Source organism: Paenibacillus phytohabitans, assembly GCF_013141775.1.
GTDB classification, from domain to species: Bacteria; Bacillota; Bacilli; order Paenibacillales; family Paenibacillaceae; genus Paenibacillus_AQ; species Paenibacillus_AQ phytohabitans.
Genome location: NZ_WHOB01000066.1, coordinates 1 through 12,813 on the forward strand (window position 1 = coordinate 1; position 12,813 = coordinate 12,813).

Consider the following 12,813-nt stretch of genomic DNA (forward strand, 5'->3'; position numbering starts at 1 on the left):
GTCGCTCCCGTCTCACCCGTTAGCCCCGTCGCCCCGGTTTCACCCGTAAGTCCAGTCTCTCCTGTTTCTCCGGTGAGCCCCGTTGCTCCCGTCTCACCCGTCAGCCCTGTCGCTCCCGTCTCACCCGTTAGCCCGGTCGCTCCCGTTTCTCCGGTAAGCCCGGTCGCTCCCGTCTCACCCGTCTCACCGGTGGCTCCTGTTTCTCCGGTGAGCCCCGTTGCCCCAGTAAGCCCAGTCGCTCCCGTTTCACCCGTCAGCCCCGTCGCTCCGGTTTCACCGGTAAGCCCCGTCACTCCCGTCTCACCCGTCAGCCCAGTCGCTCCGGTTTCACCCGTGAGCCCTGTTGCTCCCGTCTCACCCGTCAGCCCCGTCGCTCCGGTTTCACCCGTGAGCCCCGTTGCTCCCGTTTCACCCGTAAGTCCCGTCTCTCCTGTTTCACCTGTGAGCCCCGTCTCTCCCGTTTCTCCGGTGAGCCCCGTTGCTCCCGTTTCACCCGTAAGCCCTATTGCTCCGGTTTCTCCCGTAAGCCCTATTGCTCCGGTTTCTCCCGTAAGCCCTATTGCTCCGGTTTCTCCCGTAAGCCCAGTTGCCCCGGTTTCACCCGTAAGCCCTGTCGCTCCGGTTTCTCCCGTAAGCCCCGTTGCTCCGGTTTCTCCCGTAAGCCCGGTCGCTCCGGTTTCACCCGTAAGTCCAGTTGCTCCGGTTTCTCCCGTAAGCCCGGTCGCTCCGGTTTCACCCGTAAGCCCAGTTGCTCCGGTTTCTCCCGTCTCACCTGTGGCTCCCGTTTCTCCGGTGAGCCCCGTTGCCCCAGTTTCACCCGTAAGCCCCATCGCTCCCGTTTCTCCCGTAAGCCCGGTTGCTCCCGTCTCACCCGTAAGCCCCGTCGCTCCGGTTTCTCCTGTCTCACCTGTGGCTCCCGGAATACCTGTAAGCCCCGTTGCGCCTGTTTCACCAGTGAGTCCTGTTGCCCCAGACTCACCAGTGAGTCCAGTTACTCCAGTCACTCCCGTAAGCCCAGTCACTCCTGTTAGACCTGTGAACCCTGTCGCCCCAGTGACTCCTGTAGATCCGGTATCACCTACACTACCTGCGGTACCTGTTCTTCCTGGCGGCCCTGTAGTCCCTCTGGCACCTTGAGTTCCCGTACGCCCAACACCGCCAGTTTGACCTGTAGGTCCTGTAGGTCCTGTAACTCCGGTTGCTCCAATCATATGTTATCAACTCCTCGCTGGTCTGAATCACAAGACAAGACAAAACCTTCATCCCAAGAACATGTCTCTTCTTTCTTAGATAATTAAGAAACGGGTACACATCCTCTGTAATAAGGACGGTATCCGTTTCAAAATCTACCCAAGAAAGATCAGTTCCTAAAACTATTAATTTAAAGCGAAAATGGTAACTGCGGCACTTCGGAATGAAGGAGCATGTTGTACGTTTGAAGAAGTGGCGGTGCCTGCTTTTAAAAGCACAACCTGCAAATTCAATGGACCGAGTGTAGCATCTACGATTCGCACAGCAGATACTGGACTTATAAATCTTGGTGATTCTCCTATAGCACCTGAATAAACTGTCGATGCAGAGGATAATAGACCATCATAAAGCAAACCAAGTCCTGGTGCAGCGGTGCTCGTATATGCTATAGAAGCTTCATATGAGACATAATATTGATGGCCTCCCGGCAATACAAAGGTATTGCTATCAAGTAGTTGTATAGATGCATTGGGATCTTGATCATATACTTGAAAAGTTCCAATAGGTGTATTATCGGTGGTAGCCGATGTAGGTGAAAAGGCTGTAAATGTTGCAAAAATACTTGAAATAGAGCCTGTAAATCCGGTGGCCCCAGTGTTCCCGGTAGCCCCAGCACCCGTTATTCCCGTAGCTCCTGTATTCCCGGTAGCCCCAGCGCCCGTTATCCCCGTAGCTCCTGTGTTCCCGGTAGCCCCAGCGCCTGTTATCCCCGTAGCTCCTGTGTTTCCGGTAGCCCCGGCGCCCGTTACCCCCGTAGCTCCTGTGTTCCCGGTAGCCCCAGCGCCTGTTATCCCCGTAGCTCCTGTGTTACCGGTAGCACCAGCGCCCGTTATCCCCGTAGCTCCTGTATTACCGTCAAAACCGTTATCGCCGTTAGTTCCGTCATCACCTCTTCTTCCCGGTGATCCTGTTGGTCCCGTTGCTCCTGTTGCTCCGATACTCATAATCCTTTTCCCCTTTCACTAAACTAATTCTTATAAACATCTATCCGTTTGGGCATTTTTACCATTTTCGAAGCCATATGGAGCTGTTCCTGCTCATACTTCCCGGAACAGCAATAAACTCTCCGCTGATTGGATTACAACCAAGTATGGTCTCCTGGTGAGCCAGACGATTCCTCTGGACAACCCAGAGTTCCCGGTCTAATTCTTCTTCTTGCAAGCATAGATTAAGAGAGAACATAGTTTGCTGGCTATCTTGTGACTTCTTCATGTCACTCAATACTTCCCGGTCTTCTCCGCTCATTTCGTCATAGGGATTCAGCCACAGCACATATGTAGCCGTGAGAACCTCCTTCATTCTCTCCCAGAGCTGAGACGGATCTTCTTCAATAGGGAAATGAATCACCTGCGCTTCCAGTTCACCGGCAAGCTTCCGCCCATCTTCACCCATTCCCGCATCGATAATGATCCATTCATCCGCGAACGGCTGCCAGCTCTCAGCCCACTTTCGAAGAGCGGTGAGCGGAACGTCATCCACGCCCAGCAGCACTACCACTGACCAAGTCTTTACCGGGGGTGTAGCTGAACGAAAAGAACTCTTCCGAAGAGAAGGTACGGAGGGGGCGCGGTTGCCCGATTGTAGCCGTTCTGGCACTTGCTCGCTTCCACCCAGCTGCGATAACTTAAGTGCAGCCTCCACGAATGCAGGCGAATACTCCAGCGCTCTGCGATACCAGACAGCAGCATCACCGGGCAACCCTCGCATTTCATAGCAATTGCCCAGGTAATAGCAGGGATAGAAGGTTCCTGCTCCTTTGAGAATCATATATTGAAGAGCATTTTCTCCAAGAACCAGACAATGCTCGAAAGCGGAGATCGCGGCCTCCGTTTGCCCGATGTGCATCAGAATGCTTCCTTTATAAAGATGCAGATCCACATAATCCGGGTAGAGACCGATCGCCTTGTCAATGCCGGGCCAGCCTTCCCTGAAGCTGCCTGATGCCAGTAAGCAACCATATTTAAGCTTATAGAAGAGTGAAGGAGGCAGCTTGCTCTGACCCAGTGACGTGGCAATAGCGTAATTGGCCTGCCGGAAGGCAAGCGCGTATTCCCCAATCCGTTGATATTCACTTGCTATATGATAAAGACTCCACGGATCGGGATTCGGATTATCTGCAATGGATTGCTGCAGCAGCTTCAGATTGCGTTCATGTTTGGACCTCAGGGATGTCATAGATTGCAGATAGCCATAATGGAACAGCCGGACCGGCAACAAGACTGGCGATCTTGTGTCCGTAGTAGCATGCTGTCCGGACAAGCTCAGCTGCTCATGAATACCGCCGGTGAAATGGACTCCCTCTCCGTTACGGAATAGGCGGCACTGGGCCAAGCGGTAAGCTTCATCAGGCTGCGGCCGATATGCGCCATTGAAATGGACCGTTTCGAGAGAAGCGAGCTTGCTGTCCTTGATTGTTCTTACCTGCCTAAGCTTCGGCGCGTCACCAGTAGCGAGTTCTTCATCTGCATCCATCCACAGCACCCACTCTCCCGTGGCATGGCGGAGACTATAATTGCGCGCCTCTGCGAAGCTCTCCTTCCAGGGGAATTGCAGGACCTTCGCTCCTAAACCATGAGCAATATCCATCGTCCGGTCATGGGAGCCTGTGTCCACGACAATGATCTCATCCACACTGTCCCGTACGCTGAGCAGACAGCGCGCAATCCACGGTTCTTCATCTTTGACGATCATGCATAAAGAGATCAGTGGGATGTTCGCTACCATTGCTATCGGTCATGCTGGAGCTGCCTCCTTTCGATTGTGGATCTACCGGACCTTACGGATGGGCCGGATGTGGTGATGTTAGTGGAGTTTGGCATCACATCTATACTTTATGATGCGAACCGCAGACGTAGAACAATGTCGGATAAAGTCGGACGGGCATAGTGCTTTTGGGGCCTGTTAGTCGCTATGAACGCTTTCCTTCCGGCTCTCGATATCTGGCACAGGAAGCAGCTGTTTAAGGTAATCCGCTGCATCTTTACGGGCAACGAGAATCCCCCCGGGACCTGCTGCAACAATTACATCGTCCAGCCCCACAAGCATCACCGGAATGTCTAGCTCATTGACAATCTGGCAATTTACTGAATCTGCACTGATCTGACCCCGTCCTAGAACAGGGGAGGCAAGCTCTTCAGACAAGGTATTCCAAGTCCCCAGATCCTTCCAGCTTTCCAGATAGGGCACACAGATAAGCCGGCTATTTCCCTCCAATACCTCAACATCGAAGCTGCTCTTGGGGAGGCGATGATATTGCTTCTGTAATTCCACATAATCCGTCGGAAACCCTGAATTCTCTAGCCGTTTCAGCAGATCGCAGAGCCGGAAGGCGAAGATGCCGCAATTCCACATTGCTTGCTGCGCCAGCAGCGCCTCCGCCGCAATCCTATCCGGCTTCTCGACAAAGCGATCAACGGACACATAGGTCCGATTTGCCTGAGTCCTTGTGGCGGAAACAGAACTGGTATCCGGAACAATATATCCATATTTCTCTGAAGGATCGTTCGGCTTTGCCCCAAGTAAAGCAATTTCCGCACCGGAGTGGTGCAGGGCGTTATCCAGTTCAAGCAGCTTGAAGAAGAAGTCATCACTCACATATGCATCCACCGGTAAGACAATAACGGTCTCCTCGGGGGAAATCTTCTCCACGGAATTCAAAAAGGCTGCAGCAAGACTCACCGCCGGAAACGTATCTCTTCGCCGGGGTTCAATAATGATCGGGGGCGCAGCCCCAAGCTGCTTCCGGATCAGCATTTCTTGTCCGCTTGACGTTGCGATATAAGCTTCATGGTTAAGCCCCGCAGCAGACAACTGCCGCCAGATCCGCTGAAGCATCGATTCGTGTCCACCGCCTGGTGCAGGCAGCACTTGAAGAAACTGCTTGCTTCGGATACTGCTGGAGAGCGGCCACAGGCGTATGCCTGAGCCGCCGGATAGAAGTACCAGCTTCATGGCTCAGCCTCCATTCCGCTGTTCGAAATTATCGCCCGTAAGATCGAGCGGAAGGAACTGTTCTTCCGTATCGCAGAAGGTCAGCATTCCATACTTCTTACGGGTGTCCAGATACTGCGGGATTCCTGCTTTTCTCAGACCGTCGCTCACAATGACATATTCGTGGCGGCCGCTGCCGTCCTCATACTGGACATGATCCAGAATTTCGCGGCGCATCAGATAGGTACAATGAATAACATTAACTTCCACCAGTCCCTTTACATGCTGAAATAGATATTCCATATACAGACCTGACGATTTGAAATATCCATAATCATCCGTCTCATGATGAAAATTAGAGTAATAGCTTAAAGGAGACTCAGCCACTCTGAGCAAAGGGCCGACGACCGGCAAATGAGTAGTGAGCAGACGCTCGAGCGTCTCCGGTATGATGAAATTATCGCAATCCGGCACAAAATAATGAGAATCTCTCGATTTGGCCCATTCTATGGATTCCTGCCTTACTCTCCCCATCACCCTAAGCCGGAGATCATTCCAATCATGCGGGGTATAGTCCTGTACAGGTTCTTCCACATCACTGGCATCAAAATGTACCTCATGGTATCTCCCGCCTTCACGCTCTACCCATTCTTCAAGAATTTCTTTGGTGCGGTCATTATTGTTGTTCGTGCGGATATACAGATTGATTCGCGAAGCCGGGTAGGTCTGCTTCTCAATGAGTTGCAAATAGAGCGGTAGCACATGCGCCTTGTCCTTGGCCAATATTGCAATCGTAACGAGATCCTGTTCCATAATTCCCCTCCAATTCAAAATGGGTTACCACTGCCTATGCTTCGGATGACACCGCCGCCGAAGCATTCATGCCTGCCTTTTCAAGCCGGTTGCTAATGGTTACTGCGCTGGCATAGCCAAAAAAAGTGCTTAGGCGCGGCTGTTCAATTTCCTCCGGAAAAATCCTCTCGCCAGTTTGCCTGGTCATATAGCGGGCACCATCTGCAGCACGAAGAGACACTACTTGGTACTGGTGGAACAGGGAAAGCTTAAGCCCTGTGAACCTCCGGCGTTCATCTGCCGTCAGATAATCACCTTCTTGAAGCCATAGAATATAAGGCTCTGTCGACATACGGCTGATCCATTCCCGGCACAGCTGCACGCTCAGTTCACCTTTCACGGAATAGACCTGCCGGTTATACCGGGCGGCTGTTTCGGCTATGCGTTCATTTCCTGAACGGTTTACCACAATAATCTGCTCCGCCAAATCTGTGAATGAAGCCAGCGTATCCTCCAGCGCAGCTTCATTGCCTGAAGATATAATCCCTACGCATAGGCTTATGGGGGGAGCGTAAATCAATGAGTGAATTTTAGCCCCCCATTTCTGAAAAGCTCTGTTCGCGTTCTGCTTCAGCAGCGTGGATAAATCAAAGGAAGGATTCTGTCCCATACTGGCATGGCCAATATGGTGAATGAACGAATCCTCTGCAATAAGCAGCTTGTAGCCCTGCTGAATTGCCCTGAGGCAAAGATCGTCGTCCTCGTAATTGCCCAGGCCGTAACGTTCATCGAACCATCCTATTTCATCCAGGACGCTGCGTTTGACCAGCAGACAGAAGCCAATCAGACGGCGGACTTCTTGTACCGAGCCGCGTTTAGCCTCACAGTATTCTTTTGCAAATCCCTCCATATCCTTCAGTTCGCTGTAGGTTACGGGAACGCACTGATGGCCGCTGATATAATTCGTTACAGGTCCGGACATCCCGACCGCATGATCACTGTGCAGTGCGCGGAGCATGGGTGCCAGCCACCCGGGCGGAACTACGGTGTCATTGTTCAAGAAAAGAATCTGATTCCCGTCCGCTACTTCGATCCCTTGGTTGCATCCTTTGGCAAAGCCCAAATTCTCCGCATTCTCAATCAGCCTGATCTCCGGATAATGTGACTTCAGGTAATCCGCTGTTCCGTCCTTGGAGGCATTGTCGACAATAATGATCTCATGCTCTTCCGGAGTTCCGCGCTTGATGCTCTCCAGACATTGAATGGTTAAGGGAAGCTGATTAAGAGTGAGAATGATGATACTCGTCTTCATTGGACCAACTCCTTTCGTTCCTCAAGTAATAGGCCGTCTATCTCCACGTGGCTGTCGCCCAGCAGTTTTGTATAATAATTCCGGTTATATTGGGCACTGGGATGAGCAGGATATTGCGCGAGTGCAACTTCATTACAATAGTCAGCATATTTATGATCGCCCAGCTTGTCATAACAGACACAGAGCTGCAAATGGGAAAGCCAGGTTCGGGTAGATTCATTCTCCATACCCAGATCATTCCTCTTCGGTAAGGACACCGCAATTTCGAACCAGTAAACCGCCTTTTCAACCTGCTGTAATTCCATGAAATAATAGCCTATTTTGCAGCAAGCTTCCGAGCGCGGGAGATCATAGTCGAACGTACGGCACAGCGACTGCAGCTGTTTATTCTTTTCTCCAAGTGCCCCATAACTGTCCGCCATCCGAATGCACGCCTGAATATTGTCCTCTATCCATCCCTCGCCCTCGGACAGGAAGAGCTTATAGTTCTCCAACGCCTCTTGATAATGGGCATGATCGTACAGCTCGTTGGCGAAATATAGTCGGTCTCTCGGGGAGAATTTCTGACCCTCGGCCTTCATCTTCCGGTAAATCAGCAAATTGCGTTCTGTATATTCCTTGTCTTTCTTGTGTGTGACGCAGACATCGCTCTGAAGCGTTGGTGGTGTAATCTCAACATATTCATGTACGGCGCCAATCCACTGGAACTGGCAGTCGCGTCTGAGCAGACGATTTCGCCTCAAGGTTACTAAAGGCTTCCCATCGTCATCTGCGGATAGAATATAGGTCATAGAAACCGAATGATATTCGGAAGATAAAGAGGCCTTCAAAGCCTTGAACCGTTCCCGGTCGGTTTCTTCAATGACATCATCCGCATCGAGCCATAGGATATACTCACAGGTTGCTTGGCTGAACGAATAATTGCGTGCTGCTGCGAAATCTTGAATCCACTCAAAATCATAGATATGCGCGCCAAAGTCGGCTGCAATTTGTTTCGTACGGTCTGTGGAGCCGGTATCCACAATTACCATCTCATCCACAATATCCGCGACTGATGACAAGCATCGCCCCAAGCTCTTCTCTTCATTGCGTACAATCATGCACAAACTGATGGTCGGCAAGTATGCTCCTCCTTCTTGCAGATTCTTAAAATTCGGATTTTCCGGATTTCTGGTTTATATATATGCTGTCTCTGACGGATCATTCGACCGGATTTGCTTCGCATGATTCCTGTTTCGACTCATAAGCTAGAATAGATTCACTACCTGCATGTACCCTATTGTTGATTAAAGGAGGATCTTCATGGATACTATTTCTCCCTCGCTCTACTATCGCTTCTACCGCTACAGATCAGGCTGTAAGATTGCCTCAGACGGTGTATTTTCGTTACCGGAGCAGACGGCGTTCGGCACAGAGGTGTTGGTAAAGGAGGGCTATCGGTTAGATATCCCCTTTCCTGCACGGGATGGCTCACCCAGAATCGTCATCGGAGACCGCTGTGAATGCAATCGCAATTTGACGATAACGGCACTACACAAGGTTGAATTAAAAGCGGATGTGATGACCGGTCCCCACGTGTTTATAACAGACGCAAAGCAGCCTTGGGAGAAGGGAGTAAACGGGGTGTCCTCGGTAACGATTGGTGAAAGCTCCTGGATCGGCGCTTATTCCTCCATTTTGGGCAACGTGAAGATTGGCAAAGGCTGTGTGATCGGCGCAGGAAGCGTTATCCTGCAGGATGTGCCGGATTACTGCGTCGTCGCTGGCAATCCGGCTGTATTCCGGCGAATCTACGAACCTTCAAGCGGAGAGTGGATTCGGGTAAAAAGCGAAGCTCAGGCCCGGGAGCTCCTGGAACGCAGGAGAAAGGAGCCTCTTTTGTCTATTTGCATACCGGTTTATAATCAGGCCGATGAGCTGCGGCGCTGTCTGGAATCTATTTATGCACAGACCGATGATGCCGGCTTAATCGAGGTCTGCGTCTTGGACGATGCTTCTGCAGACGAAACTGAGGAAGTGGCAAGCCACTACGGGAGTCTGTACCACAGCTTCCGTTATCTCCGAAATCAGGCTTCCACCGTTGGAAGCCTCCCTCTCCCCCAAGCAGTAGATATGGCACGCGGGAAGTTTGTGATGGCGCACGATTCTGCCGCCTGCTTCTCGCCCGGATCTCTTATTCCGTTTCTGAATGTGCTGCACACTCATTCGGACTGCGCATTTGTGTTGATCGAGCAAATGCTTGTCCGGGGCGCCCCGCAGACGGAAATGCTTGAGGGCTTGTCCGAGTACCACCAGCTTACCGCCGAACGTTCTACTGAACCGCTCCTGCACATTCTGAACCGCCAGGAGTGGAATCGGGCGGCCGATCTCCCTCAAACCGAGGAGTCTCTGAATTCTTGGATAAACCGTCAATATGCGCTGCTGATGTCAAATCCGCGATTCTACCTGTGCCGATATAAAATGTTTGATGTACCTGTTATCCATTGATATTCCCGTAGATTATAGAGAGTGGTCAAATTATATGTATCTTTGCTAAATTTGATTGATGTTTGGGGATTGCCTGAATATACATATATTATGCTCAGGCAAATGACGAAACCGCAGGCCGCAAGTCCGGGAAGTCCATTAATTGTGGGTCGGACCTTGCGGATAAAGGAGAGGATTTCAGCGACATGGATGACCGTAAAGTTTGTTTTATCATGTGTGTGAACAATGAAGAGCTAGCGGAACGCTGCAAAAAAAATCTCTGGCAATTAAAGATTCCGGAAGGATTTACCGTAGATATTCAAATCGTGACGGGTGCTTCGGGACTCGCGGCCGGTTACGACGGGGCAATGCGCCAGTCCGATGCCAAGTACAAGGTATATCTGCATCAGGATGTCCATATCCTCCACCACCATTTTATTGCAGATATCGTCCGCTTGTTCTCTGATTATCCGGCCTTGGGTATTCTGGGAACCGTTGGGGCTAAAGCGTTACCGTCCTCTGTGACTTGGTGGGATGCCGAACAAAAATACGGTAAAGTGATTGACAGTCATACCGGTATGCTGAAACCTCTGGAATTCCTGCAGCCAACGGGAGATTACGAAAGTGTAGAGGCACTCGACGGATTGCTGCTGGCCACACAGTATGACCTCCCTTGGCGCCAAGACTGGTTTGACGGCTGGCATTTCTATGACGCCTCACAATGTCAGGAGTTTATCGCAAGCGGTTATGAAGTAGGCATCCCCAGACAGCATCTGCCCTGGTGCCTGCATGATTGCGGTTTTGTGAATACAGCTAACGGTTTCGCCGAAGCCCGACAAGTCTTCATGGAGTCTTATGGCTATGGTAAAAGCCTTGGCAAGCACCAGTTCCACCGGCTTGGCGGCGGATGTAATATTCACCCTACATGTGACCTCTTCGGTACGAGAGGTATCTCACTAGGCGACGGTGTCAAGCTGCAGTCTGACTGTTGGATGATGCTTCCCTATGACAATTACAGCGGAGATCCGCGAATTATCATCGGTACGGGAAGCGATATCGGACGACGGTGCAACCTGTCGGCGGTCAACCGTATCGCTATCGGTTCCCAGGTGATCATATCCCCCAATGTGCATATCTCGGACCACAACCTCGCTTATCAGAACCCCGATCTCCCTATCAGAAAGCAGGGAGTGGATTCCTGGAGCCATACTGTAACCATAGGTTCGGGAAGCTGGATCGGTATGAACACCGTAATTGCCGGACAGGTGTCCATCGGTAAAGGCTGTGTCATTGGTGCAGGTTCGGTCGTAGTGTCCGGCACAGTGATTCCCGATTATTGTGTTGCGGCCGGTACCCCGGCACGGGTTATCAAACAGTATGATCCTATAACCCGGCGGTGGCGGAAGACCGGTGTCTCATCCGATGAAGAAGACGTCTTGCCTGCGGAAGACCCCAGCCCGCCCCTACTCCTCAGCATCTGCATTCCTACCTATAACCGTGAACAAGAGCTGGATATTTGTCTGAACAGTATTTATAGCCAGAACGCCAGACTGCAAGATTTCGAGGTAATCGTTTCCGACAATGCCTCCCCGGACGGCACTCAGGAGCTCGTCCGGAAATATCAATCACGTTATTCCAACCTTCGCTACTTCCGCAACGAACGCAACGAAGGCGCGGACTATAATTTCCTGAAGTGTGCCGGTTATGCCCACGGTGAATTTATCAAGCTTCACGGTGACGATGATTACTGGCTCCCGGGCTCTCTTGAAGCCTTGTGCAGTATTACAGAACAGAACCGGGACTGCAGCTTGATCTTCCTGGATATCCTTCGTAACAGCGGGCAGATTGACCGGGCGGCAGGCATAAGCAATTATGTACAGCATGTTTCCATTTACAGTACCTTTATGTCCGGAATTATCATGCGCAGGAAGGAATTTGAACAAATCCCCACTCCTGACCTTTTTTTCCATTCAAATCTTAACCAGGTCTATCTGGAGTTCTCCATTCTCAATATAACACCGGATTATTGCGTTTATCGCCGCAAACTGCTGTCCAGCAGCGGCAAGATCACCGGCGGATACAGCTTCGCCCAGACATTTATCAATTCCTATTTAAATATCCTTAATTACTTCCTGGATAAGGGATTGGAAGCCTCTGCGTTAGCTGCCGAGAAAAAACACATCGCCTACACCTTTCTGCTCTGGTGGTACAATTATATGCTGGAGCGGCACCTCGAACAGCTGAAGCCCGGGGATTTCGAAGAGATATTTACTGCGGCCTACCGCGATGAAGCGTACTTTGGCGATCTTCAGGCAAGGGTGAAAATGATTCAGGCCAAGCACGGGCTTGTCTGAAACAGCCGCGACACCGGGCGGGTCGGAGAACGGCCCAGCCTATAATTTCAGGGAGGGGATTTCGAATATGGAGAGCATCGGTCTTTCTCATATAAACCGTTTTTATAAATACGGATCAGATAGCCTCATCATGGAAAAAACCGATATCAATTGCCCGGAGGAGATCTCCATTGGCCGTGATGTGCTCATCCTTGAGAACAGCTGGTTCACAGTCCTCATTCCCGGCCAAGGGACAGTGCCCAAAATCACAATAGGCGACGGCTGCAAGTGCAGCCGGAATCTGATTATTGCCGCCGCCAATAGCGTCGTTCTGGAGGAGGATGTAATCATTGGACCTGATGTATATATTGCCGACACCGATCATCAATACCGCAATATCGGCATCCCTATCCGGGACCAGTGGATTACCTCAAGCACTCAGAGTGTAAGGATCGGTGCCGGCAGCGAGCTCGGCGCCCACTGTGTTATTGTTGGCGGCGTATCGATTGGCAAAGGCTGCAGGGTCACAGCCAACAGCGTGGTGTCCGGCGATTTGCCGGACTTCTGCATCGCTGCGGGCAATCCCGCCAGAGTCGTGGACAGCTACGACCCTGAAGCCGGAGAATGGCAGCTTCCCGGCGGCTGACAGCTGCAGCAGAGCCGGGGCCACACTGTGGATGTAGCGGATTTCGTGGTGAATGATAACGCTTCAGGAGAACGTACGGCCCT

The 12,813-nt window shown here is 51.4% G+C and carries 8 protein-coding genes and 2 pseudogenes; 3 read left to right on the forward strand and 7 right to left on the reverse strand.

The window, feature by feature from the left end; genetic code table 11:
• The 7 genes and pseudogenes from GC101_RS36950 to GC101_RS22135 form a co-directional block, all read right to left on the reverse strand.
• Positions 1-1,208 (reverse strand): annotated as a pseudogene (locus GC101_RS36950) (collagen-like protein); the annotation flags it as partial.
• Between the two features lie 537 nt (positions 1,209-1,745).
• A pseudogene (locus tag GC101_RS36590) lies at positions 1,746-2,195 on the reverse strand (hypothetical protein); the annotation flags it as partial.
• Between the two features lie 58 nt (positions 2,196-2,253).
• Entirely contained in the window at positions 2,254-3,975 is a 1,722-nt protein-coding gene (locus tag GC101_RS22115; protein ID WP_171719026.1) for a glycosyltransferase, read from the reverse strand.
• Positions 3,976-4,152: 177 nt separating this feature from the next.
• Complete coding sequence (locus GC101_RS22120) at positions 4,153-5,202, reverse strand: sugar phosphate nucleotidyltransferase (protein ID WP_171719027.1); 1,050 nt, start codon at positions 5,200-5,202, stop codon at positions 4,153-4,155.
• A gap of 3 nt (positions 5,203-5,205) precedes the next feature.
• A complete protein-coding gene (locus GC101_RS22125; protein ID WP_171719028.1) occupies positions 5,206-5,994 on the reverse strand; it encodes a glycosyltransferase family protein in 789 nt (262 codons plus the stop codon).
• A 34-nt stretch (positions 5,995-6,028) separates the two neighbouring features.
• Positions 6,029-7,285 (reverse strand): glycosyltransferase family 2 protein, encoded by a 1,257-nt coding sequence (locus GC101_RS22130; protein WP_171719029.1) that lies wholly within the window; start codon positions 7,283-7,285, stop codon positions 6,029-6,031.
• On the reverse strand, positions 7,282-8,406 hold the full coding sequence (locus GC101_RS22135; RefSeq protein ID WP_171719030.1) for a glycosyltransferase family 2 protein: 1,125 nt from the start codon (positions 8,404-8,406) through the stop codon (positions 7,282-7,284). Before GC101_RS22135 ends, GC101_RS22130 begins: the two co-directional genes overlap by 4 nt.
• 181 nt (positions 8,407-8,587) lie before the next feature.
• On the opposite strand from GC101_RS22135, the gene GC101_RS22140 reads away from it, so the two are divergent.
• The 3 genes from GC101_RS22140 to GC101_RS22150 all read left to right on the forward strand — a co-directional run bounded on the left by GC101_RS22140 (position 8,588) and on the right by GC101_RS22150 (position 12,730).
• Positions 8,588-9,772 carry a glycosyltransferase gene (locus tag GC101_RS22140; RefSeq protein ID WP_171719031.1) on the forward strand — a complete coding sequence of 395 codons (1,185 nt, stop codon included), beginning with the start codon at positions 8,588-8,590 and terminating at the stop codon, positions 9,770-9,772.
• Between the two features lie 185 nt (positions 9,773-9,957).
• Positions 9,958-12,105, forward strand: a complete 2,148-nt coding sequence (locus GC101_RS22145; RefSeq protein WP_171719032.1) for a glycosyltransferase — start codon at positions 9,958-9,960, stop codon at positions 12,103-12,105.
• A 130-nt stretch (positions 12,106-12,235) separates the two neighbouring features.
• Positions 12,236-12,730, forward strand: coding sequence for an acyltransferase (locus GC101_RS22150; protein ID WP_171719033.1), 495 nt, complete (start codon positions 12,236-12,238; stop codon positions 12,728-12,730).
• The last annotated feature ends 83 nt before the right edge of the window (positions 12,731-12,813 follow it).